Origin of the sequence: Paraburkholderia acidisoli (assembly GCF_009789675.1) — a bacterium.
Taxonomy (GTDB): domain Bacteria; phylum Pseudomonadota; class Gammaproteobacteria; order Burkholderiales; family Burkholderiaceae; genus Paraburkholderia; species Paraburkholderia acidisoli.
In genome coordinates, this window is the sequence record NZ_CP046916.1 from 928197 (window position 1) to 952837 (window position 24641).

25 protein-coding genes are annotated in these 24641 nt (G+C 66.0%); 8 read left to right on the forward strand and 17 right to left on the reverse strand.

Annotated features, from left to right (window positions below; all coding sequences use genetic code 11):
- Nucleotides 1-62 precede the first annotated feature (62 nt).
- The 6 genes from FAZ98_RS33050 to FAZ98_RS33075 all read right to left on the reverse strand — a co-directional run bounded on the left by FAZ98_RS33050 (nucleotide 63) and on the right by FAZ98_RS33075 (nucleotide 5591).
- Nucleotides 63-779, reverse strand: a complete 717-nt coding sequence (locus tag FAZ98_RS33050; protein ID WP_158958703.1) for an O-methyltransferase — start codon at nucleotides 777-779, stop codon at nucleotides 63-65.
- 65 nt (nucleotides 780-844) lie between these two features.
- Nucleotides 845-1138 carry a 4Fe-4S dicluster domain-containing protein gene (locus FAZ98_RS33055; protein WP_407672171.1) on the reverse strand — a complete coding sequence of 98 codons (294 nt, stop codon included), beginning with the start codon at nucleotides 1136-1138 and terminating at the stop codon, nucleotides 845-847.
- A gap of 384 nt (nucleotides 1139-1522) precedes the next feature.
- Nucleotides 1523-2410, reverse strand: coding sequence for an ABC transporter permease (locus FAZ98_RS33060; protein ID WP_158958074.1), 888 nt, complete (start codon nucleotides 2408-2410; stop codon nucleotides 1523-1525).
- The gene (locus FAZ98_RS33065; RefSeq protein WP_407672151.1) at nucleotides 2407-3318 is read right to left on the reverse strand and encodes an ABC transporter ATP-binding protein; all 912 of its coding nucleotides are present in this window, start codon (nucleotides 3316-3318) and stop codon (nucleotides 2407-2409) included. Before FAZ98_RS33065 ends, FAZ98_RS33060 begins: the two co-directional genes overlap by 4 nt.
- A 155-nt stretch (nucleotides 3319-3473) precedes the next feature.
- The gene (locus FAZ98_RS33070; protein ID WP_158958076.1) at nucleotides 3474-4529 is read right to left on the reverse strand and encodes an ABC transporter substrate-binding protein; all 1056 of its coding nucleotides are present in this window, start codon (nucleotides 4527-4529) and stop codon (nucleotides 3474-3476) included.
- 141 nt (nucleotides 4530-4670) lie between these two features.
- Nucleotides 4671-5591 carry a LysR family transcriptional regulator gene (locus tag FAZ98_RS33075; RefSeq protein WP_158958078.1) on the reverse strand — a complete coding sequence of 307 codons (921 nt, stop codon included), beginning with the start codon at nucleotides 5589-5591 and terminating at the stop codon, nucleotides 4671-4673.
- Nucleotides 5592-5758: 167 nt separating this feature from the next.
- Between FAZ98_RS33075 and FAZ98_RS33080 the strand changes: the two genes are divergently transcribed.
- Both FAZ98_RS33080 and FAZ98_RS33085 read left to right on the forward strand, forming a co-directional pair.
- Complete coding sequence (locus tag FAZ98_RS33080; RefSeq protein WP_158958080.1) at nucleotides 5759-7153, forward strand: MFS transporter; 1395 nt, start codon at nucleotides 5759-5761, stop codon at nucleotides 7151-7153.
- 244 nt (nucleotides 7154-7397) lie between these two features.
- Nucleotides 7398-8933 (forward strand): sensor domain-containing diguanylate cyclase, encoded by a 1536-nt coding sequence (locus tag FAZ98_RS33085; RefSeq protein WP_158958082.1) that lies wholly within the window; start codon nucleotides 7398-7400, stop codon nucleotides 8931-8933.
- Nucleotides 8934-8997: 64 nt separating this feature from the next.
- Here the strand turns inward: FAZ98_RS33085 and FAZ98_RS33090 are convergent, their stop codons facing one another.
- The 3 genes from FAZ98_RS33090 to FAZ98_RS33100 form a co-directional block, all read right to left on the reverse strand.
- Nucleotides 8998-9264 carry a hypothetical protein gene (locus FAZ98_RS33090; RefSeq protein WP_158958084.1) on the reverse strand — a complete coding sequence of 89 codons (267 nt, stop codon included), beginning with the start codon at nucleotides 9262-9264 and terminating at the stop codon, nucleotides 8998-9000.
- A gap of 346 nt (nucleotides 9265-9610) precedes the next feature.
- Nucleotides 9611-10780 (reverse strand): lytic transglycosylase domain-containing protein, encoded by a 1170-nt coding sequence (locus FAZ98_RS33095; protein WP_233272975.1) that lies wholly within the window; start codon nucleotides 10778-10780, stop codon nucleotides 9611-9613.
- Between the two features lie 203 nt (nucleotides 10781-10983).
- A complete protein-coding gene (locus FAZ98_RS33100) occupies nucleotides 10984-11397 on the reverse strand; it encodes a hypothetical protein (RefSeq protein ID WP_233272976.1) in 414 nt (137 codons plus the stop codon).
- A 266-nt stretch (nucleotides 11398-11663) separates the two neighbouring features.
- Between FAZ98_RS33100 and FAZ98_RS33105 the strand changes: the two genes are divergently transcribed.
- The 5 genes from FAZ98_RS33105 to FAZ98_RS33125 are packed head-to-tail and all read left to right on the forward strand — an operon-like array spanning nucleotide 11664 to nucleotide 14847.
- A complete protein-coding gene (locus FAZ98_RS33105) occupies nucleotides 11664-11975 on the forward strand; it encodes a BufA1 family periplasmic bufferin-type metallophore (RefSeq protein WP_158958090.1) in 312 nt (103 codons plus the stop codon).
- A gap of 57 nt (nucleotides 11976-12032) precedes the next feature.
- A complete protein-coding gene (gene bufB / locus FAZ98_RS33110) occupies nucleotides 12033-12881 on the forward strand; it encodes an MNIO family bufferin maturase (protein WP_158958092.1) in 849 nt (282 codons plus the stop codon).
- A complete protein-coding gene (locus tag FAZ98_RS33115) occupies nucleotides 12871-13644 on the forward strand; it encodes an HvfC/BufC N-terminal domain-containing protein (protein WP_158958094.1) in 774 nt (257 codons plus the stop codon). Before bufB ends, FAZ98_RS33115 begins: the two co-directional genes overlap by 11 nt.
- Nucleotides 13645-13646: 2 nt before the next feature.
- Nucleotides 13647-14150 carry a DoxX family protein gene (locus tag FAZ98_RS33120; RefSeq protein WP_158958709.1) on the forward strand — a complete coding sequence of 168 codons (504 nt, stop codon included), beginning with the start codon at nucleotides 13647-13649 and terminating at the stop codon, nucleotides 14148-14150.
- A 55-nt stretch (nucleotides 14151-14205) separates the two neighbouring features.
- Complete coding sequence (locus tag FAZ98_RS33125; protein WP_158958096.1) at nucleotides 14206-14847, forward strand: DUF1109 domain-containing protein; 642 nt, start codon at nucleotides 14206-14208, stop codon at nucleotides 14845-14847.
- Between the two features lie 216 nt (nucleotides 14848-15063).
- Here the strand turns inward: FAZ98_RS33125 and FAZ98_RS33130 are convergent, their stop codons facing one another.
- Both FAZ98_RS33130 and FAZ98_RS33135 read right to left on the reverse strand, forming a co-directional pair.
- Entirely contained in the window at nucleotides 15064-15705 is a 642-nt protein-coding gene (locus FAZ98_RS33130) for a DUF1109 domain-containing protein (RefSeq protein ID WP_158958098.1), read from the reverse strand.
- Nucleotides 15702-16247 carry a sigma-70 family RNA polymerase sigma factor gene (locus FAZ98_RS33135; RefSeq protein ID WP_158958100.1) on the reverse strand — a complete coding sequence of 182 codons (546 nt, stop codon included), beginning with the start codon at nucleotides 16245-16247 and terminating at the stop codon, nucleotides 15702-15704. The genes FAZ98_RS33130 and FAZ98_RS33135 overlap by 4 nt, the downstream gene beginning before the upstream one ends.
- Nucleotides 16248-16396: 149 nt before the next feature.
- Between FAZ98_RS33135 and FAZ98_RS33140 the strand changes: the two genes are divergently transcribed.
- Entirely contained in the window at nucleotides 16397-17002 is a 606-nt protein-coding gene (locus FAZ98_RS33140; protein WP_158958102.1) for a TetR/AcrR family transcriptional regulator, read from the forward strand.
- 29 nt (nucleotides 17003-17031) lie between these two features.
- Here FAZ98_RS33140 and FAZ98_RS33145 read toward each other — a convergent pair whose 3' ends face one another.
- The 6 genes from FAZ98_RS33145 to FAZ98_RS33170 all read right to left on the reverse strand — a co-directional run bounded on the left by FAZ98_RS33145 (nucleotide 17032) and on the right by FAZ98_RS33170 (nucleotide 24637).
- Nucleotides 17032-18030 carry a lysylphosphatidylglycerol synthase domain-containing protein gene (locus tag FAZ98_RS33145; protein ID WP_158958104.1) on the reverse strand — a complete coding sequence of 333 codons (999 nt, stop codon included), beginning with the start codon at nucleotides 18028-18030 and terminating at the stop codon, nucleotides 17032-17034.
- A gap of 70 nt (nucleotides 18031-18100) precedes the next feature.
- Complete coding sequence (gene hpnI / locus FAZ98_RS33150) at nucleotides 18101-19369, reverse strand: bacteriohopanetetrol glucosamine biosynthesis glycosyltransferase HpnI (RefSeq protein WP_158958106.1); 1269 nt, start codon at nucleotides 19367-19369, stop codon at nucleotides 18101-18103.
- Nucleotides 19366-20787: a hopanoid biosynthesis associated radical SAM protein HpnJ gene (gene hpnJ, locus FAZ98_RS33155; RefSeq protein ID WP_158958108.1), complete on the reverse strand. Its 1422-nt coding sequence runs from the start codon at nucleotides 20785-20787 to the stop codon at nucleotides 19366-19368. The genes hpnI and hpnJ overlap by 4 nt, the downstream gene beginning before the upstream one ends.
- Nucleotides 20784-21242, reverse strand: coding sequence for a hypothetical protein (locus tag FAZ98_RS33160; RefSeq protein ID WP_158958110.1), 459 nt, complete (start codon nucleotides 21240-21242; stop codon nucleotides 20784-20786). The genes hpnJ and FAZ98_RS33160 overlap by 4 nt, the downstream gene beginning before the upstream one ends.
- A gap of 654 nt (nucleotides 21243-21896) precedes the next feature.
- Nucleotides 21897-22955: an ABC transporter ATP-binding protein gene (locus FAZ98_RS33165; RefSeq protein ID WP_158958112.1), complete on the reverse strand. Its 1059-nt coding sequence runs from the start codon at nucleotides 22953-22955 to the stop codon at nucleotides 21897-21899.
- Nucleotides 22952-24637, reverse strand: coding sequence for an ABC transporter permease (locus FAZ98_RS33170; RefSeq protein ID WP_158958114.1), 1686 nt, complete (start codon nucleotides 24635-24637; stop codon nucleotides 22952-22954). Before FAZ98_RS33170 ends, FAZ98_RS33165 begins: the two co-directional genes overlap by 4 nt.
- Between the last annotated feature and the right edge of the window lie 4 nt (nucleotides 24638-24641).

The following is a 24641-nucleotide window of genomic DNA, read 5'->3' on the forward strand; positions in this document are numbered from 1 at the left end:
TCGGCTCCCATGCATTTCGCCCGCCTTCAACCGGTTAGTATCGACAAACCGTTATTCGCCGTTCACGAAACGACAACGGTGAACTCGATCCCCGATTCGAAATCGAGCGTGGTTGTCGAAAAGCGCGGCGCGGCATCGAGATAGCGTTTGTAGCCCTCAACCGCTTGCTCCGCGGTGTACATGTTGTCGGTCAGCACGATCGAACCCGGTCGCAGAAGACGCTCGATCCGCTGGAACGCCTGCAGATAAGCGTCGGCCCAGATGTCCATGAAGACCATGTCGAAGCGGCCATCGAGCGCCGAGATCGTCTCGAATACGTCGCCTTCCCGCACATCGACATAATCTTCCAGACGCGCGGCGGCCACGTGAGCGCGCAGCAGTTCGCACTTCGAAGCGTCGCGCTCGGTGGCGACGACCGTGCCTCGACCCAGCGTGCGAAGTGCCTCGGCAATGTAGAGGGTCGACACGCCGTACGAGCTGCCGAGCTCGAGAATGCGCGTTGGCCGATGCGCCAGCACCATATTGCGCAGAAATTTTCCCGTTTCCGCCGATACCGCGAGCGATAACGTCGTTCCGTTCGACGCCTCGAAATCTTCGGTGGACAAGCCCAGTGTTTCGAGGAACCGGCCGCGCAAGCGCGGCGCCAGCATTTCGTACTCCTCCACGAGATGCAGGAAATCTTCCTGCGTTCCGGATAACTGCGCTTGCGCGCGGGCGATCACTTCCGCCTCGCTCTGGTCGTGCAGACGACGCAACAGACTGACTGTCGACGGTGCCATGGGGAGTCCTTGATGAGGGTATCGAGAGCAGCGGCACATAAACTCACTGCCTTATTGCGCAACGCTTAAGCGTGTCTCGCCAGTTTGATCGCGCGCTCCGGGCACGCCGTCACGCATAATCCGCACGACCGGCAGGCCATCGCATTGGGTGTATACGCCACCTGCATGCCGTGCACCCTCAGCTTCATGCGATGCATGAAACCAAGATCGCGGTAATCGCTCTCGTCGATGCGCCGGATCTCGAACACGTTTTCCGGGCAGACCGCCAGGCAATCGCCCTTTCCTTCGCAACGCTGCAAATCGACGACGGGCACGATTACGCCCGGGTCCTGTTTGCATGCCCCGGTTGGGTTCTCCACGGTCACATCTCCTTGCTTCGCCTGTCGCGCGATCGATCTTCGTAAAAGAATGGCGACGCGCCAGCGCGTCTTCATGCCTCTGAAGACGTTTCGGCAAGGCAAATATTGTCGAGTGCGGGAGAAAATTTTCGAGCGGCGCGCAATTCGTCTTCGGGGACACGATGACAAGACGATGTCGCGTTGGCGAGGCGAGGCGAGGCGCAGCGCGGCCGGCAAGTCACCGCCCGTGCCGCAGAAAGGCGAGTCCTCGAGCGGCGAGCGCGAACGGCTCGCCGTCATGCGAGAGCGCAGGAAGCCCGGCGCCCTCTGCGCGTGAGGTGCGCGGGCGCGACTACGCTGGCTTGGCGCCCGGCCCTGTCACGCCCAAAGCAGCCGCATTAGCGATCAATGCTGCACGCCCCAGCGGCGCACGGTCAGGCGTTCGAGCGTATCGAACACGAGATGTTCGACCGCGAGACCGATCACGATCACGGCCGCGAGACCCGCGAATACGCGGTCGGTGTAAAGCTCGTTGCGATTCTGGAAGATGTACCAGCCGAGCCCGCCCTGGCCCGCGCTCGCGCCGAACACGAGTTCGGCGGCGATCAGCGTGCGCCACGCGAACGCCCAGCCCACGCGCAGCCCCGCGATGATCGACGGCAGCGCGGCGGGCACGAGGATCAGCGCGACCTGCCGCAAGCCGTTGAGCCCATAGTTGCGGCCCGCCATGCGCAGCGTGGCCGGCACGCCGAGAAAGCCCGTGTACATGTTGAGCGCGAGCGGCCACAGCACCGCGTGCACGAGCACGAACAGCAGACTGCCCGTGCCCAGCCCGAACCACAGCAGCGCGATGGGCAGCAAGGCGATGGAGGGCAGCGGGTTGAACATCGCCGTGAGCATCGAAAGCAGATCGCGGCCCATGCGCGTGGATACGGCGAGCGAGGTCAGCGCGAACGCCAGCACCACGCCGATCGCGTAACCGCGTAGCAGCACCGACATCGAGATCCCGGTTTTCACGAGCAGTTCGCCGCTCACGATGCCCTGAACGAATGCGCGGAGCGTGGCGCCGAAGGTCGGCACCAGCAGATCGTTGGCGACGATACGCGCCGTGATCTCCCAGCCCGCGATCAACACCAGCGCGATCAGCGTGCGGCGCAGCCAGCCCGAGTCGAGCACGCGGCGCGCGAGCGGCAGCGGTGCGGAAATCTCGGCGCGCGCGACGGGTTGCAACGGCCGTTCGTATTCGCCGCGCACGGGCGGCAGCGGCGGCAAGGAGGCGTGGGGCGTACTCATGCGTGAACTTCCTCGGGATTCGTATCGAACAGCAAACGGTGAATGCGCGCGACGCTCTCGCGAAAGTCCACGCCACCCAGGCTCGCATGCGAATAGTCGTGACTGTTCAGCTCCGCGCGCACGCGCCCCGGATGCGGCGACAGCAGCAGAATCCGGTTGCCGATCACGAGGGCTTCCTCGATCGAATGCGTGACGAACAGCAGCGTGAATCGTTCGTCCTCCCAAAGACGCAGCAACTCCTCCTGCATCTTGCGGCGCGTGAGCGCGTCGAGCGCCGCGAACGGTTCGTCCATCAGCAGGACGCGCGGCTGCATCGCCAGTGCGCGGGCAATGGCCACGCGCTGCTTCATGCCGCCCGAAAGCGTGTGCGGATACGCGTTCGCAAACGCCGCGAGCCCGACCTTGTCGAGATAATGCAGGGCACGCTCGCGCGCTTCGGCGCGGCTTACCTTGCGCGCCACGCGCAGCGGAAACGCCACGTTCTCGACCACGGTTTTCCACGGCGGCAACTGATCGAACTCCTGGAACACCACCACGCGATCGGCGCCGGGACCGCTCACGGTTTCGCCCGCCAGCGAGATCGAACCGGCCACCGGCTCGATAAAGCCCGCGATAGCCTTGAGCAAGGTGGATTTGCCGCAACCCGAAGGGCCGAGCAGCACGAAGCGGTCCGCGCCGTAGACATCGAAACTCACGTCTTGCGTGGCGCGCACGATGCGCTCGCGATTGCGGTATTCGAGGCTCACGCGCTCGATGGCGAGCAGGCGTTCGCTGCGCGCCGACGGGGACATCGGCAATTCGGGCGGCAGCGTGCTTTCCGCCGGCACACGGCGCGCGTCCGCGCGTGCGGGAGACGCGGCGGCGGCGTCCGATGCGCCATGCCAGATTCGGGAGGTGGTGACGTTCACGATAGCCTGGTCAGCAGAGAAAACGACAACATACGAGCATTCGCCGCCACGCCCAACCAACGATTCGCCATATTCAAACGAGGCCGGCGCATAAGCGCGAAATACGCCGCTGCGACGCCCAGGAACGCGGCGTCGCGCGCGGCGCTCGGCAACACTCAGCTACCGCCGGAAATAGCCGGATCGTCGAAGAAATAGTCGCGCCACGATTTCGGCTCGTTGCGGATCGCGCCCACGCGATACATGAACTGCGCGAGGCCCAGCGTATTCTGCGGCGCGGTCTGGAAGCGCACCTGCGGATCGCGCAGGATCTTGATCAGCAGATTGCGGTCGATCTTCGAATCGTTCACGCGAATATAGATGTCGGCGGCCTGGTCGGGATGCGCGTCGATGAGTTTCGCGGCGTCCACGAGCGCCGCCACGAATGCGCGGTATGTCCTGGGATTGTCCTGACGAAACTTTTCCGTCGCGTACAGCACGGTGGCCGAACTCGGGCCACCGAGCACGTCGTACGAATTGAGCACGATGTGCGCTTTCGGATTCGCGGCGAGTTCCTGTTGCTGGAACGGCGGATTGCCGAAGTGGCCCGTCACCACGGTGCTATTGGCGATGATCGCCGCGGTGGCGTCGGGGTGCGGGATCGCCTGCGTGAGCGGGTCGAGCTTGTCGAACTGCTTGTCGCCCCACTGCTTGGCCGCCGCGTATTGCAGCACGCGCGATTGCACCGAGACCCCCACGGCCGGCACGGCAATGTGGTCCTTGCTCGTGAGGTCGGCGATAGTCTTGACGTTCGGATTCGTGCTCACGAGGTAATACGGCAGATTGCCGAGCGACGCCACGCCCTTCACGTTCTGCCGCCCGTGCGTGCGGTCCCACACCGTGAGAAGCGGCCCCACGCCCGCCCCGGCGATGTCCACGGCGCCGGACAACAGCGCGTCGTTGACCGCCGCGCCGCCCGACAGGCGCAGCCAGTCCACCTTGATGTCGATGCCTTCCTTGCGGCCTTCCTGCTCGATGAAATGCTGATCGCGCGCGACGTTGAGCATCAGATACACCACACCGAACTGCTCGGCGATACGAATCTGCCCCTCGGCATGCGCCGGCGCCGAAACGCCCAGGCTCGCGCCAGCCAGCAACGCGACGAGCGACGCCGCGCCGGTGCGGCGCAGGGCACGCGTGCGGCGCGTGAACGCCTTGCCAATCTTCTCGATCATCTTCGGGATTTCCTTGTTGTAAGCGTTGTCGTGCAGCGCGCGCTCAATCTACGTGCGCGCGAAACCGCTGACAACGAAGGAAATCCGATACGTTTATCCGCTCGAGTCATAAAGGCGCCGCTACGGCGTACGCGCCCCGAATCAAGCTTCAGGAGCCGGCTCCGCGCCGAACCGCGCCAACACGAACTCGATGAAACTCCGCAATTTCGGCGAGGTCTGTTGCTCGCGCAAATACAGCAGATTCAATTGCCGCTCGGGCGCGGCATGGTCCGGCAGGACTTCCACGAGCCGCTTCGCGCGCAGGTCGTCGTGCACGAGAATCTCCGGCAGCATGGCAATGCCGAGACCGCGCAACACGGCGCGCCGCAACGCTTCGGAGTTGTCGATTTTCAGGCGCCCGTCCACCCGCACGGCCACGCGCCCCGCCTCGCCTTGCAACACCCACTCGGGCTGCGCCGCATACCACTCGGAGCGCGGCGGATACGCGTAAGTCAGGCACTGGTGCGTGACCAGCGCCTCGGGCGTCGCGGGCGTGCCGTGCGCTTTCAGGTACGCACGCGTCGCGCACAGCACGAGCCGATACGGCTTGAGCGGCCGCGCGACGAGATCCGGATTGCCGAGCGTGCCGATGCGGATGGCCGCCTCGAAACCGTCGTTGATGAGATCCGCAACGGCGTCGGTGGCGACGATATCGAGCTTCACCTCGGGATAGCGCTCGCAATAGTCGGCGATGGCGGGAATCAGGCATTCGTTGGTGAACATGACCGGCGCGGTCAAGCGCAGGCGGCCGCGCGGCGTTGCGAGATGGTCGTGCGCGAGCCGCTCGGAATCGTCGATCAAGCCGAGGATCTCGACGCAGCGTTCGTAGTAGGTCTGACCGAACGCGCTGACCTGCTGCTTGCGCGTGGTGCGATGAATGAGCCGCGTGCCGAGCCGTGCTTCCAGGGCTTGCAGGTGCGTGCCGACCATGGTCGGCGACAGGTCGCACGCCACCGCCGCCGCCGTGAGGCTGCCGGTTTCGACCACGCGCACGAACACGGTCATCGCTTTGAGAAGATCCATTCCCCAATAATACCGGGTTCTGTTGTCAGGTGACCGCCGTTTATCAAGCCCGGCTTATGGAATACAGTTCGGGCTTTACCGCCGCTTTACGGCGGCTTCCGCGCATCCCCGCGACACGGCAACTTACGCCCGTCCGGCCCGCGCGCGCCATCCTCCGCACCGACATCATGCGCACACCTGCTCCTGCGCCGCGGCAATCGTCGCGGCTGGCCTTGCTCGCGACGAGTCTCGGCTTCGTCATCATCTGTCTCGACGTGACTGTCGTGAACGTCGCGCTCGCCCGTATTCGCGCGAGCCTCGCGATTGACGCGACCGCGCTCGAATGGGTCGTCAACGCCTACACGCTGGCGTTCGCCTGCCTGCTGCTCACGGCGGGCGCGCTCGCCGACCGCTTCGGCGCGCGGCGCGTGTTCGTCGGCGGCTTCGCGGTGTTCACCTGCGCCTCGATCGGCTGCGGCCTCTCGGGCGGCGCGGCGGTGCTGGTCGCCTCGCGCGTGCTGCAAGGCGTGGGCGCGGCGCTCTGCGTGCCCTCCTCGCTGGCGCTGCTCGGCGCGGCGTTCCCCGAAGCGCACGCGCGCGCGAAGGCCGTCAGCATCTGGGCGGGCACCGCGGCGCTCGCGCTCGGCGCGGGGCCGCTGGTGGGCGGCGTACTGGTCGACCGGTTCGGCTGGCAGTCGATCTTCCTCGTCAACGTGCCGATCGGTATCGCCGGAATCTGGCTCACGCTCGCGCACGCGCCCGACACCGTGCGTCACGCGGCGCGCCGTATCGATCTGGCCGGGCAAGCGCTCGCGGTCGTCACGCTGGCCGCGCTGACCTATGCCGTGATCGAAGGCGGCCGGCTCGGCTGGGCGAGCGCGACCGTCCTGACGAGCCTCGCGGCGGCGCTGGCCGCGGGCGCGCTGTTCATCGCCGTGGAAGCGCGCCACGCGCAGCCGCTGCTGCCGCTCGCGCTGTTTCGCAACGCCGTGCTGAACGTCAGCTCGATCACGGGCCTCACGCTGAACTTCGGCTACTACGGCCTGATGTTCGCGATGAGCCTGTTCTTCCAGACCGCGCGTCACGACACGCCGCTCGAAACCGGCATCGCCTTCCTGCCGATGACCGCCGTCGTGACCGTCGCGAACGTGATCTCGGGCCGCCTCACCGCGCGCTTCGGGCATCGTTTGCCGATGGTGGCCGGCCAGTCGCTCGCGGCGCTCGGTTACCTGGCGCTGGCGTTCATCCACGCGGACAGCAGCGCGCTCGCCATCGGCTTGCCCATGCTCGCGGTGGGCACGGGCGTGGCGCTCGCGGTGCCGTCGATCAATACCGCCGTGCTCGCGCATGTCGAAGCCACGTCCATCGGCATCGCATCCGGCGTGCTCAATACCGCTCGGCAGATCGGCGGCGTAGTGGGCGTGGGCGTGTTCGGCTCGCTCGTGCGCCCCGAGTCCGGCGATCTCGCGGCGGGACTGCACGTGGCCGTGATGCTGGCCTTTGTCATGACGCTCGCGAGCCTCGTGACGATTGGCGTGGGTCTGGCGAAACCGCGCGCGGCCGTCACGAACTGCGCGGGCTAATGGCGGGCGTGCACCACGCTCGCGCCAGGGACGCGCGCGCCGAATCCGTATCGCGTCAGCGGATGCAAGGGTAAGCCCTGAGTCGTGGCGTAGTGAGTGCGCGGTCGATGCGAGGCGACCGTTGTATGGGCGTGACACCGGGTACGCACGCTGTTAAGGCGAACTGAGTTTTTGCCGTTAATCAGCCTGCATTGCTGCCAGGCGGGCAGCCGATCGAGACCCAATACCAACGCGCCGAAACTTCATGCCTCGCACCGATTCCGTCAGCCTCAGGGCTGTCGCCTTTGTCGCCTTCACCTGTCTGTGCCTGATTGCCATGGACGTGTGGGAAGGCTGGCGCGCGCGCGCCGTGCAGCTGAAGGAGGTCGAGGTCGCGGCCTCCAATCTCTCGCGCGCCGCCGCGCAGGATGTGGAGGACACGATCACGCAGAGCGACATGGCGCTGCTCGGTATCGTCGAACGGCTCGAATCCGAAGGCACCGACGCGCTGCCGATGTCGCGCCTGCGCCGCATGATGATCATGCGGGTGGGCCAGCTCAAATACCTCAACGGACTGTTCGCCTACAACGAGCGCGGCGAGTGCATCACGAGTTCGATTCAAACGATCTCGAGCTACCCGAATATTGTCGACCGCGAGTTCTTCACGTTTCACAAGACGCACACGGATCCGGGGCCGCACATCGGCGCACCGGTGCGCAGCCGGATCTCGGGCAAATGGATTCTGCCGATCTCGCGCCGCGTCGATCATGCGGACGGCAGCTTCGCGGGCATCGCTGTCGCCACGATCAACATCGACTATTTCGAGGACTTCTACAGCAGCCTGAACATCGGGCAAGCGGGCGCCATCGCCATGGTGCTCGACAACGGCACGATGATCGTGCGCCGCCCTTACGACGACAGCTTCATCGGCAAGGACGTGCGCAAGAGCACGCTCTACCAGACCTATCGCGCGCATGGCCCGGACGGCGTTTACACGAGTCCGTCCACGCAGGACGGCGTCGTGCGCATCTTCAGCTACCGGCGCGTCGATCAATATCCGCTCTTCGTCGCGGCCGCATTGTCGAAGGACGAATCGCTCAGCCAATGGTGGCGCGAGACGCTGGTTCACTCGGCGGGCGTGGGTTTGCTGGTGGCGGCGATCGGCTTCTTCGGGCTGCGGCTCACGATGCAGATTCGCCTGCGCGCGCACGCCGAAACCGAACTGATCGCGACCCAGCAGGCGCTCACGAACGCCAACAAGACGCTGCAACGGCTCGCCATGCAGGACGGTCTCACGGGTCTCGCGAACCGGCGCCAGTTCGACATGACGCTCGACGAAGAATTTGCGCGCGCCGCACGCCTGCACAGCGCGCTCGCGGTCATCATGATCGACGTCGATTACTTCAAGCAGTACAACGACCTTTATGGCCACGTGGCCGGCGACGACTGTCTGCGCGCGATCAGCCACGCGATCCAGAACCTGATGAGCGTGCACGGCGGCTGCGTGGTCGCGCGTTACGGCGGCGAGGAACTGGCCATCGTGCTCTCGGGTAAGGACGCGCTCGACCCGCTAGCGGTTGCCGAGCGCATTGGCCGCGCGGTGGCCAATCTGCATATCACGCACGCGGGCAGCGTGCGCGGCTTCGTTACGGTCAGCGCGGGCGTGGCGTCGCTCACGCCCGCGTGCCGCCAGCCCTCGGACCTCGTGCAACTGGCCGACAAAGGGCTGTACGCCGCGAAGGCCACGGGCCGCAACCGGGCGCTGTACGGGCGGCAGCCGGGCGAGCCGTGCCCGCATTGACGCAGGCCGCGCGGCACGGGCGCGGCAACGCCTGCACAAGGCGGCAATCGCGCGCCGGGCCGCGTTACGCCAGGTCGCCTGCGCGCAGGACGATGCGCTCGCCCCGATAGTCCAGTTCGACCGACTCGACGGCTTTGGCGATGGTCTGGCGGCCCAGACCGAATGCGAGCGTCAATTTTTGCGCGCTGCCGTCGGCCGCGCCGAGCTGATTCTTGGCAACGTCGCCGGGAATTTCGAATGCCCGATAGCCCCAGCCGAATTCATAGGCGGAGAACCACAGCGAATCCGCACGCACGAGCGGTTGAGTAAGTTTGACCGAAATAACATCCATAAAAACCCCTGGCAAATGACGTCTTGGGATTTTGCCAGCCCGATTTCAATGCCGGGTGATTGAAATCGTTTTCACTTCGAAGTTTTTATTTCTGGCGTTGCGAATCAACCTTCGCAATGGTTCCGCGCATTCCCGCGCATAGGAACAAAGATAATTAAAAGGCATGCCGCCGATGAACGGTGACGTTGCGGATCACGCGGAAGGTCATGCATCGCTCGCTGCGGAAGCGCTGGCTTTAAAAGCGCGTTTGCTGGCGTATTCCCTGGACGGCCGCCATTCGCGAATACGAGCGTCAAACGCTCTTTACATCCCGCATTAGCACTCGCGAAGCCTCACTTTCGCCACCTCATTTCGACAGATACCAAAGCGCGTCGGTATTCACATTGCTGCGGTTCGCGTTCTCCGCTGGTGCCGGGGCCGGTGCCGCGACCGTGGGGATCGGCGTGACTTGCGCCGTTGGCTCAGTCTGCGTTGCGTCCGATTGAACGTCGCCCGCCGACGTGCCCGAAGCGCCCGACTTCACGGAAACATACCAAAGCGCCCCGCTCGCGGCTGACGTGGCTTTGCGCTCGCCCGCTGGCGACGCGGCCACCGTCGCACCCGTTGGCGCTTTCGCCGCCTGCGTGGTCACGCCGCCAGCCGGCAGCGGCGCTTCGTGCGCCGTGCGCCGCGCCTTTGCCTCCGCATCGCCCAACTGAAACACCAGCGTGTCCGCAGGCGCGGAGATGACCGCATAAGGCGGCTGCGCTTCCCATTGCAGAATCACGCGGCCGCGCGGCGTCTCCGAGAAAATCGCCGGCACTTTTTTCAGGTCGCCGAATTGCACATAAATTTTGCTGCCGTCGTCGAAGACCTGCACCGGACGCGCAGCCGCCACGCCCTCGATGGTCCAGTCGAAATGGAACGTACCCGGCGTGGCGGCGGCACTTGCCGCGCCCGGCTTCGCCATCAACGCGGCCGGGGCGGACGGCGTAGTCGCCGCATGCGGCGCCAGTTTCACCTGATTGACCGCGAGGCTGGCAAACGGGTTGTACGTTTGGGGCGGCATGTACGACGGCGGAAGAATAGGCATGGGTGAATCCGGTGTATTGACGATAGACTGGGCCGCGTCATAAACCTTGTGTGCATACGCGAGCCGTTTGTCGGGCGACGAGGCGTTATACGCGCCGATAGCGATCCACGTTGGCCCGAATTGCCGGATATTCTCGGAAAGAATCCACGCGCCCACATAGGCGTTCGTGCAGGGATCGAACAGGCTTTGTTTCGTAATGCCTTCCTGCGAAAGCCGCGGCAGCCACGAACTGTTTATCTGCATCAGGCCGATATCGAACGAGCCGTCGGTATTCGGATTGATCACGTTCGTGCGTGTGCCCGATTCCACCTGGGCAATGGCCCGCATGAGTCCCACGTTGACGTGATGAAACGCCGCCGCGTCGTCGATGCAATCGGCTTGCGCCGCGCCATGGGTGGCAATCAGCGCAATACCCACGCGAACCACGCCAAACACGCCAAACACGCCCAATCGCGCGGATCGAACCCATCGAATTCCGCGCATTAAGCGAATTGCATCATTCCCCGCCCGTTCCCCGAACTGCATGATCGTTATTCTCGCGATAATCCCGGCTTGATTACGGCGATTTTAACCGGCATAACGCCGCTTTGCGCCCGGCGAGTCGCTTTCGTCTTTTAGCGCGTTAATCGCGGCGCCATGCGGGCCCATTATGGCCGGTTGCGCCCCGGCATCCGCAGCGCGGTCCAGACCGCACGCAACCGGCGCGCGCGATCTTCCAGCAGATACCACGCGATCCACGCGAACACGCCCGAGGTCACACCGGTCAGCACGTGCTCCACGACCGGATGCGCGTAGCCGCTGCGATGCGAGATGAAATCGCCGAGGCAGGTGAGCACGCCGACCATCAACGCATTGCCCGTGCGCTCGCGAAACAGGCGCGCCGCGGGCGTGAACGTGAGGAGCAGCGCTAGCACGCTCGTGAAGAGGCCGGTGCGAATGGCGATGATCCAGTGCGCCGCGCTCATCACGTTGGCCCAGCTTCCGAGCATGCAGGTCATGCACGCACAAGTGGGTTGCCAGAAGCGCTGCACGACAATGCGCAAGCGTAGCGGTAAGTTCAAGATCCCCTCCTGCCATGACACGCGATTCGTCTCGCGCGTCATTCGTGAAGTGCTTGCTGATGGAAGCCGCCACGGCGACCGGCGTGACGCGAGCATGTCGCATCGTAAGCCAATTGGCCGCGGCCGGGTGGACGCCGGCGGCGATAAACGCCCTGCCAAAAAACACCGAAAAAATTTTCGCGCCGCTGTAACCGCTGCGCCTTGCGCGCCGAATTAACCGGTGTACCTGCTGCGGGTACCGTCCACTCAACTACCGGAGAAAGTCCATGTCGTCGAAAACCACCGTCACGTCCGCCCTGCTCGCAAGCGCCGTCGCCAGCCTGCTCGCTTCCGTCGCGCACGCCGCGCCGCTGACCCAGGCCGAAGCGAGCGCCGCCGTCGCCGCGCACAAGGAAAAATGCTATGGCGTGGCCCTCAAAGGCCAGAACGATTGCGCCGCCGGCCCCGGCACGACCTGCCAGGGGACGTCGCAAGTCGACTTCCAGGGGAATTCGTGGAAGTTCGTGCAAGGCGGCACGTGCACCGGCATTCAGGTGCCGGGCGGCGGCCACGGCTCGCTCATGCCGATGAAGTCCTGATCCGCAACCTTGCCCGGAGGACCGGAGCGGCGCCGCGCGCGCCGTTCCGCTTCAGCGATGAAGAATCGATCCCTCAACGTTGGTGTGAGCTTCAAGCCCGATCACCTCGCCGCGATCCAGGCGCATGCGCCGCGCGAGTTGTTCTTCGAAGTGCATGCCGAAAACTACATGGGCGCGGGCGGTCCCGCGCATCGTGCGCTCGCGGCGCTCCGCCGCGATCACGCGCTTTCCGTGCACGGCGTATGCCTGTCCATTGGTGGCCGCGAACCGCTCGACCTGCGTCATCTCGCGCGGCTGCGTGAGGTGGTGACGCGCTACGAACCCGCGCTCGTCTCCGAACATCTCGCCTGGTCCTCGCATGCGGGCACGTTCTATAACGACCTGCTGCCGCTGCCCTACACGGCGGAGACGCTCGCGACGGTATGCGCGCATATCGATCAGGTGCAGGACACGTTACAGCGGCACATTCTGCTCGAAAATCCGTCGACCTATGTGGCCTTCGCGGCCTCGACGCTGCGCGAAACCGACTTCCTGCGCGCGGTCGCGCAACGCACCGGTTGCGGCCTGCTGCTCGACCTCAACAATGTGTTCGTTTCCGCCACCAACCGGCACGAATCCGCCGATGCGTATCTCGCCCACTTTCCGCTCGAGCACGTTGGCGAGATTCATCTGGCCGGTCACAGCGAACAACGCGACGACGAAGACGCGCCCTTGTTGATCGACAGCCACGATCGCGCCGTGGGCGACGCGGTCTGGCGCCTGTACGCCGATACCCTCGCGCGCACCGGTGCCGTACCCACGCTGATCGAATGGGACAGCGCGTTGCCCGCGTGGCCCGTGCTGCACGCGCAAGCGTTGCACGCGCAACAGATTGCCGACACGTGCGAGGCGCGCCATGCAGCCTGATCCGGCCGCTTTCGCGCGAGGCTTGCTCGACCCGCGCGCTACCGCCCCCAAGGACGTGATCGCGCCGCACGGCAAAGGCGTGATCCAGCGCTACAACGTGTATCGCAACAATGTCACGGTGAGTTTGATCGACGCGCTCGCCGCCGTGTTTCCGGCCGTGCAGCGCATTACCGGCGTCGAGTTTTTCCGTGCGATGGCGCGCTTTCATGTGCGCGCGACGCCGCCGGTTTCGCCGCTGCTGTTCGAATACGGCCACAATTTCCCCGCTTTCATCGAAGGCTACGAGTACGCACGCGAACTGCCCTGGCTCGCCGATGTCGCTCGCATCGAGCGTGCCTGGCTCGACGCGTATCACGCCGCCGATAGAACGCCACTCACCGCCAGCGCGCTCGCCAACGTCGATGCCGCCGCGCTCATGACGCTGCGCTTCGTCGCTCATCCTTCCGCCCGCGTGCTGCGCTCGCGCTTTCCGGCCGTGTCGATCTTCGCAATGCATCGGATGCCTAACGAAATCGAGCCGCACGCCACGCTTGCTTCGAGCGAGCCCGAAGACGCGCTCGTCACGCGCCTCGACGACGAAGTCATGGTCTCGCGTTTGCCGCCGGGCGGCGCGCCCTTCCTGCACGCGCTGTTCGAAGGCGAACCCTTCGGCGCGGCCGCGGCCATCGCGCTCGACACCGCACCGTCCTTCGATCTTGCCACCAACCTCGCCGGCATGATCGCCGCCGGCGCGGTCACCGCCCTCCACCCGGGAGCCCGATGATGATGTCCGACCCGCACACTCCGCCTGCCACTGCCGTCAACCCGCTCTCGAACGCCGTCGGCAAAGCGCGCCGCGCGGTCGAATGGCTCGCGCAACCGTGGCTCGTGCAACTCGTCGTGCGCGTGGCGCTCGCGGTGCCGTTCTGGCGCTCGGGCATCCTCAAATGGCACGGTTTTCTGCAACTGAGCGACACCGCCATCACGCTGTTCACCGACGAGTTCATGCTGCACTTGCCGGGCGGCCCGTATCCGTTTCCCGCGCCCGCCGTGGTCGCGTTTCTCTCCGCCTGCGGCGAGGTGACGTTTCCCGTGCTGCTCGTGCTCGGCTTCGGCACGCGCTTCGCCGCGCTCGGCCTGCTCGCGATGACCGTCATCATCGAGCTCACCGTGCCCGAAGGCTGGCCCGTGCACATCACGTGGGCCGCCATGGCGCTCGCGATCGCCGCGTGGGGACCGGGGCGTCTCTCCATCGACTATCTGCTCGGTGACCGCCGCGCGCGCTCATAGCGCCCGCAGCACCTCCGCGCTCCTCGATACCGCCATCAACCGGGCCTTCACGCCGATGGACACCCGCGATCTCGTCACGCGGCTCGCGGGCAGTCCGCTGCGCGCCGAACGCAACGCCATTACGCGCCGCCTCAATCGCGCGCTCGTGCTCGGCTTCGTCGGCAGCGCGATCTTGCTCGTGCTGCTCTACGGCGTGCGCAGCGACATGCCCTGGCTGATCCTCACGGCGATGTTCTGGCTGCGTCTCGCGTTTCCGCTCGCTATCGTCGTCACGTCGATGAGTCTGGCCGCGCGCCTCGGCCGCCCGGGCGCGCGCATCCGCGAAGCCTGGCTCGCCGTCGCGCTGCCGCTCGCCGCCATGCTCTGCGCGGCCGCGGGCGTGCTGCTCGCCGCGCCGCCGGGCTACCGCCTGCAACTGATGCTGGGCACGACGTGGCACGTGACCACCGGCAATATCGTCGTGCTCTCGCTGCCGCCGCTCGCGGCGATCATGCAGGCCATGCGGGGCCTCGCGCCCACGCGCCTGCGTCTCGCGGGCGCGGGTGCGGGCGTACTCGCGGGCGCGCAAGGCACGCTGGTCTATTCGCTCTATACGCCCGAAATGTCGGTGCCGTTCTGGGCCGTCTGGCATGGCCTCGCCCTCGCGATCACGGCCGCGCTGGGGGCCGCGCTCGCGCGGGCATGGTTGCGCTGGTGAAGTCCACGGGCGCGCGATAGGCGCTCGCATCGTGGCGATGTGAACGCGGGAGATCGCGGAGTGGGAGCGCCGATACGGCGCGAACGTGAAATCGCACGGCAACCCGCCTTGGCACGCGCACGCGCACGCGCATGCGCAAGGCCGTGGCGCTCGCTGGCGCGATCAGCGGTGCATCGTCGACCAACCCGCGAGAAGGTGCGGCCGCGCTACGCGCGCTTACCAGCGCAGCAGCCTGGGCCCGAGCAACGCGCCCAGCCCGGTGGCCAGCGCCATGCCAAGCACGTACCAGATGCCCCAGAACGCCGGGCTCATCTCCGGGCAATGGAAGCTGTAGGCGAAGGTCGCGATCGCGGCCGCGAGCAGACCCGACGCCGCGCCCGCCGCGCGCAACCGCGTGGGCGCGAGACCGCGTACCGCGCGGAAGACGGCGACGAAGCCCGGCAGCGAGAGCAGCAGGATATTGAACGGGCAGGTGCGCCACGTGTAGCCAAGCAGCAGCGCGATGCGATCGCCGGGCGCGGCCAGCGCGACCAGCGCCGCGCCACCGATCCACACGAGCGCGACCGGCAGCGCGATCAGCCAGCCGCCCGCGCCAACGCGCGCGCCGGGCCTCGCGAGCCGGCTCACGGTCAGCAACGCGCCCAGCATGGCGAGCGCGGCGAACGCGAGCTTTTCCCAGAACGCCGCGGTGCGCGCGACGGCCGCGAGATCGGGGCGCACGCCGAACACCACGGCCATCAGCAGCAAGGAGCCGAGCGCGGCCAGCGGCACGGCGGCACCGAACCGGCGCGCACCGGCATGCCGGTCGACGGGCGCGGCGCCGGTCGCGAGCATATCGATGAGTTCGTCGGTATTCATGCCAGTCCCTTGATTCTGAGCGCGAGCGCCTTGAGCCCGCGATGCACGCCCACCTTGACCGCCGATTCGGAAAGCCCCGTCAATTGCGCGGTTTCCGCCACCGACAAGCCCTCGAGCTTCACGTGCTGGATCGGCAAACGCTGCTTGTCGGGCAGATGTTCGAGCAGTTTGCCGATGTCGCGGCGCGCCTCGGCGGGTTCGTCGTCGGAGGCCGCGAACAGGTCGTCGTGATCGTCGAGCGGATCGTGCAGCGCCTCGCGCCGCGCGCGCCCGCGAAAGAAGTCGGTGAGCTTGTAACGCGCGATGGCGTGCACCCACGCGGTCAACGGCTCGCCCTCGCGATACGTATGGCGTGCATTATGCACCGCGAGCAGGATCTCCTGGACGAGGTCTTCGACGTCGTCGCGCAAGGTGGGGATCCGCCGGCGCAAATAGCCGCGCAAATGGCGCGTGAGTTGTTCGAGAAAGGCGCGGTACGCGGGCGCGTCGCCCGCCAGCCCCTTCACGAACAGCGCCCTCAGGCGGTCTTCCGCTGTCTGCACGATGCCTCTTCGATTGTGATACGCGCCGGCGTGCGAGTCCGGCGGCGGCCAGTTTTAGAACAAGTGCTTTAGAATATCGGAAGGCACCCGCACGCGCAATGGCGCCCGCGGGATCGGCAGGCATCCCCCATCCGCGAGAACCCAGCGCCATGGCGCGACCGAGAGAATTCGACGAAGCCGCGGCGCTCGAGGCGGCGGTGCATTGCTTCTGGCTGCGCGGCTACGAGGCGACTTCCGTGCGCGATCTGGCCGAAAGCATGGGCATCACGGGCGCGAGCCTCTACAACGCGTTCGGCGACAAGCGCTCGCTGTTCCGGCGCGCGCTCGCGCACTACGTCGAGCACAGCTTCGGCGCGCGCGAGGCGCGCTTCGAGACCACGCTGCCGCCGCGCGACGCCCTTCACGCCTTCTTTCGCGAGATCGTCGAACGCTCGGTCGCCGACGACGAACGCAAAGGCTGTCTGCTCGTGAATTCCGCGCTCGAAGTCGCGCCGCACGACCCGGAGTTCCAGCAGGCGATCGCCGCCGTGCTGGTGCGCGTCGAAGCGTTTTTTCGCCGCTGCGTGAGCGCCGGCCAGCAGCGCGGCGAGATATCGCGTACGCAAACCGCCGAGGACCTCGCGCGCACGCTGCTCGGCACCTTGCTCGGCTTGCGCGTGCTGGCGCGCTCGCGTCCCGAACGCGAGCTGCTCGAGGGACTCGTGCGGCCGATTCTAGCGCTGCTCGACCGCGATCTCGCGCTGGAACGCGGCTAGCGCTCGCGCTTCATGGCGCAATCCACGGTTCACGACACGCAGCGCGTCTTGCGCACCGCGTCGCGCGCGGGCGCATGTTCGGCGACTTGCCACGCGATCAATCCCGGCACGTAGAACAGCAGATCGCGAATCCGCCGCGCGCCCGCCAGGGCGAGACACGTGGGCGCGTCGAATCCGAACAGCGCCCCGATCAATACGAAACCGCCTTCCTGCACGCCCAGACTGGCCGGAATCAGAAACGCGATGCTGCTGACGATCTGGATCAGCGCCTCGATCACGCACGCCTGCGCGAAGGTGGGATGCGCGCCGAGCACGTAGAGCGCGAGCCAGATCTCGAGCGAAAAGCCGATGAACTGCAACGTCTGCCAGATCGCCAGATAACGCAGCACGGTGCCCTTGCGGCGCCAGATCAGCTTGACCGACTGATCCACTCGCACCGAAGCGCCCACCAGTTCAACGAGCTTGCCGCTCGTGACCTTGCTCAGCACGCGCGCCATGCGCTCGAACGGACGCGCATGCTGCACGAGCACGAACAGCACGAGCACGGGCACGGCCGCCGCGATGCTCCAGAGCAGCGTGCCCGTGGTGCGCGCGGCGGCGGAGTTCGAATGCGCGAGCAGATAGCCGCACGCGAGGAACGCGAACACCACCTGGCTGATGAGCGTGAGCTGAATGTCGGCGACGAGACTCGCGAGCGCGCTCGCGGGCCGCACGCCGAGGCGGGCGAGCAGCCGGAACGAGGTGATCTCGCCGCCCACGCGCGCGACCGGCAACAAGCCGTTGATGGACTCGCGCAGCCACACGATCTTGAGCATGGTGAGCAGCGCGGGACGTTCGGCGGGACGAATGAGCGTGCGCCAGTCCCACGCGTTGGCGAGCATGGGGAGGATATGCACGCAGGCCGCGAGCACGAGACCGAATCCGGACTCGCGCATCAGTTGCCACGTGGCGGCGGGATGCTCGCGCCACACGAGCCAAACGGCCACGGCCAGACCCGCCAATGCCGCCAGGCGGCCAAGCTGCTTCATGATTCACACGCTCCCGCTTCCCGCATTTCCTCTTGCAACTTCAACTCGCGACCTCGGTTCGCATGCGTTCTCACTCCTCCTGCGCGGGCGAAAGCATGCCATTGCCGTCGACGCTGAAGCGAATGCCGCGCCACACCACGCCGGAGGAACAGAAGCTCGCGAGATAGATCACGAACTGCAGGATATCCCAAAGCGGCAGATTGAATAAACCGCGCGTGGGCGAGCGCGTGGCGCGGTCGATATTGCGAACCAGCAGCATGCGCGCCGCCAACGCGACACAGGCGAGCAGGCACATCGGCGCGGCGCCGCCCGAAAACATCGCCGCAAGCAAGGCCAGCGGCACCGGATGCATCAGCACGGCGCCCAGATGCCCCGAGCGATCGGCGGCGCGGATCGTGCGGCTCCAGCGCAGTTCGTGGGTAAACAGCTTGGCGAAAGTGTCTTCCACACAGGCGTGCTGCACCACCATCGGCGGAATCGCGACCTTCACGCCGCTGCGGCGGACCGCTTCGCCCATGGCGTGATCTTCGGCGAGATGATGCGCGAATTGTTCGAGCCCGCCGATGGCCGTCAAGGTGTCGCGCGTCATGGCGATGGTCTGGCCGAAACAGGGCCGCGCACGGCCGATCGCCACGCCCGTGATGACACCGGGGAGGAAGTGATAGTCGGTCATGGCCGCGCCCACTTGCGACCAGAAGCCGGGCGCGCACAAACCGCGATACACGGTGGTCACGAGCCCCACGCCGGGCTCGCCGAGCGCCCCCACGACCTGGCTCAGATAGTCGCGGCTCACGCGCACGTCGCTATCGGCAAAGCACAAAATATCGTGCTCCGCGTGCTCGAGCATATTGACGAGATTCGCGATCTTGCGGTTCGGCCCGTACAACCGGCCATCGGCAACCACGGTGATGGTCGCTTCCGGGTAGCGCGCCCGCAGCGCTTCCACGGACTTCAACGCCGGGTCCGTCGCATCGTGCACGCCGAAGAGATACTGGATCGGGCCGGGATAGTCCTGGCGCGAAAACGTGTCGAGGTGTTCGGCCAGTTGCCATTCGTCGCCATGTAGAGGCTTCACGACCGTCACGCCTGGAAAGCGGCTTGGCACGCTCGCGCCGCGCGCGAAAAAACGGCCCACCAGCCAGCTCGCCAGCAGCGTATAGACAATGCCGAGCAAGGCCGCCACGGCAAACACGCCCGCAATGGCGTCGAACAGCAGATTCTCCGCATGAGGCGAAACGAGATGCCTGAGTAACCACGCCGCCGAAACACCGAGCACGAGAAGACAAGCCGGTGCACGCACACTCCACGACAAGCCGCTCTTGGGCGCGATATTCGTCATGCTTCGTGCGCGCGCAGGAAGCGGAAGAACTCGACGCCTTCCCGCAGGCGACGCTTCATCATCTCCCAGCTCGTGAGCATCTCGCGCACGATCTCCCAGATCTTCGACGGCCGGAAATAGAACTCGCGATAAAACCGCTCCAGCTCGTGATAAATGGCCTCGCGCGACAGATGCGGATAACCGATCGCCGCGAGTTGCACGCCCGCTTTCGATACCAGATTGATGGTCTTGTTCTCTTCCATCCAGCCGTTTTCCACGGCCTGCTTATACAGCGTCGTGCCCGGATACGGCGCCGCCAGCGAGACCTGGATCGTGTGCGGATTGATTTCCTTCGCGTATTCGATGGTCTTCTCGATCGTTGCTTCGGTCTCGCCCGGCAGGCCGAGAATGAACGTGCCGTGAATCTTGATGCCGAGCGTCTTGCAGTCGGCGCTGAAACGGCGCGCGAAATCGGTGCGCACGCCCTTCTTGATGTTGACGAGAATCTGGTCGTCGCCCGATTCGAAGCCCACCAGCAGCAGACGCAGGCCGTTGTCCTTCATGATTTTGAGCGTGGAATACGGCACGTTGGCCTTCGCGTTGCACGACCACGTCACGCCGAGTTCGCCGAGACCGCGCGCGATGGCTTCGGCGCGCGGAGCGTCGTCGGTGAAGGTGTCGTCGTCGAACATGATCTCTTTCACTTCAGGCATGTTGTCGCGAATCCACTTCACTTCTTCGAGCACGTTGGCCACCGAGCGCACGCGGTAACGATGGCCGCTCACCGTTTGCGGCCACAGGCAGAACGTGCAGCGCGACTTGCAGCCACGCCCCGTGTAGATCGACACGTACGGATAGTTGAGATAGCCAATGAAGTAATTGCCGATCTTCAGGTCGCGCTGGTAGATGGGCGCCACAAACGGCAGCGCGTCCATGTCTTCGAGCACGGGACGGCCTTCGTTGTGCTCGATCGAGCCATCCTGCGCGCGCCAGCTCAAGCCCTGGATCTGCGCGAACGGTTTGCCTTCGGCAAGCTCCTTGCAGGTGAAGTCGAACTCCTCGCGGCACACGAAGTCGATCGCCTCGGTGGCCGTGAGCGAGTTGTGCGGATCGACCTGCACCTTCGCGCCCACCATGCCCACGAGCACGCCGGGCTTGCGCTTCTTGAGGTCTTCGGCGAACAGGGCGTCCGTGGGAAACGACGGCGTGCTCGTGTGAATGATGACGAGGTCGTATTCGGCCGCGATCTTCAGCGTTGCGTCGATACCGAGGCCATCCGCGGGTGCGTCGAGCACGCGGCTCCCGGGCACGAGCGCGGCCGCCTGCACGAGCCACGTGGGATACCAGAACGAGCGGATCTCGCGCTTCGCCTGATAGCGCGAACCCGCGCCGCCATCGAAGCCGTCGTACGACGGGGCCTGCAGAAACAGCGTTTTCATGTCCGGGTACTGCCGCGACTCATCGCGGGCTTACGCTCGATTAAGGATTGGGGAAGAGAACGGCCGGGTTTCGCTTCGCTCCCGGCCGCACGCGCGGCGCCGGATGGCGGCGAAGCCAATGCGAGACGGCGCGGGTTGAGCAAAACGTGAAGCATGACGAATGCGCGCCGCGGACACTCGCTGGAGACTTCCACCACGTTCTGCCCTGGCTGGGCAAACGCGATGTCTTCGCGGGCAAGCGCGGCACGGAACGACTGCGCCGCAAACCACTGCGCGACGAACACGGCAGCCACGACGAGGGCGACCACCGCGACACGAAATGCCGATGATGTGAACACCGCTTCCGGCACGTTGAAGACGAGCAGCGCTGCAACCGCCGCGATCTGAATGACCAGCGCAGCGATCGAACCGACCCATAAATAAGCGCGACATTGAATCAGGGTAGAGCGTTTCATGATGAGTGCTTCCCGCTCCGCTCGATCTCAAGACACATCGATTTGAAACACCTGCCTTTCATAACCGTGTCATTGAAACCGACCGGTGAGTGGTGGACTCACTTGCCACGATTGGCAGGCATGAGTACGTTCCGTCCGATCGTACGGATTCAACCTGATGAAGTGCTTAAGATTTGGACCGCCTATGTCTGAATAGAATGACGAAAACGCAATTCGCATTACGTTGCGTTACGTTGCGCTACACCGCCATTCCGGAATGCTTTCAATTTCGAGGTGACGATGTACGGCATCCGCATGTAGCCCGCATGACAAATCGCAAGCGCCGATGGCGTGCTGTCATGCGGTGCTCACTCACGGCCCCTTGCTTGTATGCAGTGCGACGACACGGCGCAATCCCTTACCGGATCTTTCGCGCGGGCGGCAGACCGTGCGCGTTGCACATGGCGTCAGGTCGCTCGACACCTTAGCAGCGCAATTTGTCACCATTGAGACGAGCCTGGCGAATTCGCGACGCTGTGCCGCTTAGCCACTCACTGTCACACGCGTGACGCGGCAGTGAATTAGCCCTCAGGCTGCTCAGGCTGAATCGAATTAATTCGCATCGCCACGCGAGCGCGGCAGAAAGAGAGAGTCGGCAGAGAGATGGCGCGCGGCTCAGCGCGCCGTGCGCGGAAATACATTCGCGCACCCGGAAACCGCGAAACGGATCCACGTGCCTGCATCGGGCGTGCGAAAGCCCGGTACCCGTGCGCGTACGCGCGCCGAGGTCGATAACAGTTCGAGCGTGACCAGCGCATCGCGGCCGCCGAAGCCCACCTCGCGAACCAGCGCGCGTTGCGCGTCGCTGCGCGGGGCGGTGTCGGGCAAGACTTCGATCTGCTCGGGGCGCAGCACCACGTCGACATCGCCTTCCAGCGGCAACGCGCCCGCCTCCACCGGCAACGCGCCGAGCACGCAATGCGCGACGCCCGCGATCACGCGCCCCGGCACCACGACGGCCTCGCCCACGAACGCCGCCAGTTCCGGCGTCGCGGGCTGCTGGTACAGCGTGCGCGGCGCAGCCTGCTGGCCGATGCGGCCATCCAGCAGCACGGCCACCTCCTTGCCAAGCGAGAACGCTTCCGCCTGGTCGTGTGTGACGAGCAGTGCCGTCGCGCCGGCCGCCGCCAAAGCGCTCGCCACGGCATTGCGCGTCTCCGCACGCGCCGAGGCATCGAGCGCCGAGAACGGTTCGTCGAGCAACACCAGCCGCGGCGCGGGCGCGAGCGCTCGCGCCAACGCCACGCGTTGCTGCTGGCCACCGGAAAGCGCCTGCGGCGCGCGTTCGGCGTACTGCTGCGGCAGCCCCACGAGTTCGAGCAGTTCCGCCACGCGATGCCGTGTCTTGCGCTGCGCGCGCGGCAATCCGAACACGATGTTCTGCGCCACGCTCAAATGCGGAAACAGCGCGCCTTCCTGCGGCACGTAACCGATCTCGCGCGCCTCGGGCGCCACGTGCATGCCCGCGCCCGCAACGCGCTTTTCGCCAATCTCGATGGTGCCCGCATCGGCGCGCTCGAATCCGCACAGCAGCCGTAGCAGCGTGGTTTTACCGCTGCCCGATGGTCCGAGCAGCGCGACCAGCGTCCCCGCATCGACATGAAAATCCACACCGCGCAACACGGCATGCCCGGAAAAAGCGTGCGTCAGCCCGCTCACGCGAAGTGCGCTCATGATGTCGATTCGGCCAGTGCGCCGCTCGTGAGTTGAGATTGCGGCCCGGGTTCGCCCGCGATGGCCGCTTTGCCCGCGAAGGCCGCGCGCCCCGCGAACGCGAACAGCAATGCGGATGCGGCCAGCGAGATGGCGGTGAGCAACGCGGCATAGGGCGCGGCGGCGGCGAACGCTAGCGTCGAGGTATCGGACCAGACCTGGGTCGCGAGCGTGTGCGTGCCGATGGGCGCAAGCAGCAAGGTCGCGTTCAGTTCGGTGACGACGGAGATGAACACGAGCGTGGCCGCCGCGCCGAGTCCCGGTCCCGCGAGCGGCAACACGACGCGGCACAGCGTGGCGAACCAGCCGAGGCCGAGCGCGCGCGACACGTCTTCGAGACGCGAGGGCATTTGCAGCAACGCCGCGCGCACGCTCACGACCGCGAGCGGCAAACAAAGGATGGCGTAGGCCGCCAGCAACAGCAGCGTGCCTTGATACAGCGGCTGAAGCAGGCGCACCGCGATCGACACGATGGCGAGCGCGATCACGAGCCCGGGCACGCCCTGGGCGACGAAGGCCACGCGCTCCAGCAGCGTGGCGAAACGGCCGGGATAGCGCACGAGCAGATACGCGAGCGGCAACGCCAGCACCGTGGTGACGAGCGCCGCGAGCAGGCCGAGCCGCAGCGAGGCCAGGGTGGTGTCGAACAGCAGTTCCGGCGAGACGTCGGCGGGCGTGATGGCGGCTGCGCCCGGCTGCGTGAGCCAGTACGCGATCATGCCGAGCGGCACGCCCAACGTGACGATATTCAGCATGCCGAACGAAGCCGCCACGGGCCAGCGCCAGCGACCGAGCGATTGCCGTTCGACCGCGCGCCGTACGCCGCGATCCACGCGCTCGTAGCGCGCGCGCCCGCGCACGCGAAACTCGCCGGCGAGACAGACAAGACACAAGAGGATCAGCACCGAAGCGAGCAGCGACGCGCCGCCGCCGTCGAAGCTCGTGCGATATTCGGCATAGATCTCGGTGGTGAACGTACGGTAGCGCAGCAACGTGAACGCGCCGAACTCGGAGAGCACGCCGAGCGCCACGAGCAAGGCCGAGCCGAGCAAGGCGGGCCGCAATTGCGGCAGAATCACGCGCCAGAAAATAGCCAGCCGATGGCAACCGAGCGAACGCGCGCATTCCTCCAGCGCCGGGTCCAGACCGCGCAGCGCCGCCGCAACCGGCAGATACACCAGCGGAAAGTACGCGGTGGTGATGACGATCAGCGCACCGAGAAAGTCCTGCAAATCGAGGCTCAGCGAAACCCACGCATAGCTCGTCACGAAGGCGGGCATGGCGAGCGGCGCGGCGCCGAGCAGCGCCCACGCGCGGCGCCCCGGCACGTCGGTGCGCTCGACGAACCACGCGAGCGCGGTGCCGAGCAGCACGCTCAGCAGCGTCGCGCTCACCACGATGGTCAACGTGTTGACCAGCAACTCGCCAACCAGCGGCCGGAAGATCAGTTCGACGGCGTCGCGCAGCCCGTACGTGCAGGCTCGATAAAACGTGAGCGCGAGCGGCAGCAGCACAAGCACGGGGCCAACGGCCGCGGCCGCGAGCAACGCGCGCGGCGCGCGCCGCCGGTTCACGACCGGCGCGCGAGGCGAATCCCCGCTCGACGCCTCGCGAACGACCGGCGCGGTGGTGGCGTCGTTCATGCGC

Coding starts and splice junctions, on each gene's coding strand:
- FAZ98_RS33050 (WP_158958703.1), bottom strand. CDS start 779: ATGGCACCGTCGACAGTCAGTCTGTTGCGTCGTCTGCACGACCAGAGC.
- FAZ98_RS33060 (WP_158958074.1), bottom strand. CDS start 2,410: ATGAGTACGCCCCACGCCTCCTTGCCGCCGCTGCCGCCCGTGCGCGGC.
- FAZ98_RS33070 (WP_158958076.1), bottom strand. CDS start 4,529: ATGATCGAGAAGATTGGCAAGGCGTTCACGCGCCGCACGCGTGCCCTG.
- FAZ98_RS33075 (WP_158958078.1), bottom strand. CDS start 5,591: ATGGATCTTCTCAAAGCGATGACCGTGTTCGTGCGCGTGGTCGAAACC.
- FAZ98_RS33080 (WP_158958080.1), top strand. CDS start 5,759: ATGCGCACACCTGCTCCTGCGCCGCGGCAATCGTCGCGGCTGGCCTTG.
- FAZ98_RS33085 (WP_158958082.1), top strand. CDS start 7,398: ATGCCTCGCACCGATTCCGTCAGCCTCAGGGCTGTCGCCTTTGTCGCC.
- FAZ98_RS33090 (WP_158958084.1), bottom strand. CDS start 9,264: ATGGATGTTATTTCGGTCAAACTTACTCAACCGCTCGTGCGTGCGGAT.
- FAZ98_RS33105 (WP_158958090.1), top strand. CDS start 11,664: ATGTCGTCGAAAACCACCGTCACGTCCGCCCTGCTCGCAAGCGCCGTC.
- bufB (WP_158958092.1), top strand. CDS start 12,033: ATGAAGAATCGATCCCTCAACGTTGGTGTGAGCTTCAAGCCCGATCAC.
- FAZ98_RS33115 (WP_158958094.1), top strand. CDS start 12,871: ATGCAGCCTGATCCGGCCGCTTTCGCGCGAGGCTTGCTCGACCCGCGC.
- FAZ98_RS33120 (WP_158958709.1), top strand. CDS start 13,647: ATGTCCGACCCGCACACTCCGCCTGCCACTGCCGTCAACCCGCTCTCG.
- FAZ98_RS33125 (WP_158958096.1), top strand. CDS start 14,206: ATGGACACCCGCGATCTCGTCACGCGGCTCGCGGGCAGTCCGCTGCGC.
- FAZ98_RS33130 (WP_158958098.1), bottom strand. CDS start 15,705: ATGAATACCGACGAACTCATCGATATGCTCGCGACCGGCGCCGCGCCC.
- FAZ98_RS33140 (WP_158958102.1), top strand. CDS start 16,397: ATGGCGCGACCGAGAGAATTCGACGAAGCCGCGGCGCTCGAGGCGGCG.
- FAZ98_RS33145 (WP_158958104.1), bottom strand. CDS start 18,030: ATGAAGCAGCTTGGCCGCCTGGCGGCATTGGCGGGTCTGGCCGTGGCC.
- hpnI (WP_158958106.1), bottom strand. CDS start 19,369: ATGACGAATATCGCGCCCAAGAGCGGCTTGTCGTGGAGTGTGCGTGCA.
- hpnJ (WP_158958108.1), bottom strand. CDS start 20,787: ATGAAAACGCTGTTTCTGCAGGCCCCGTCGTACGACGGCTTCGATGGC.
- FAZ98_RS33160 (WP_158958110.1), bottom strand. CDS start 21,242: ATGAAACGCTCTACCCTGATTCAATGTCGCGCTTATTTATGGGTCGGT.
- FAZ98_RS33165 (WP_158958112.1), bottom strand. CDS start 22,955: ATGAGCGCACTTCGCGTGAGCGGGCTGACGCACGCTTTTTCCGGGCAT.
- FAZ98_RS33170 (WP_158958114.1), bottom strand. CDS start 24,637: ATGAACGACGCCACCACCGCGCCGGTCGTTCGCGAGGCGTCGAGCGGG.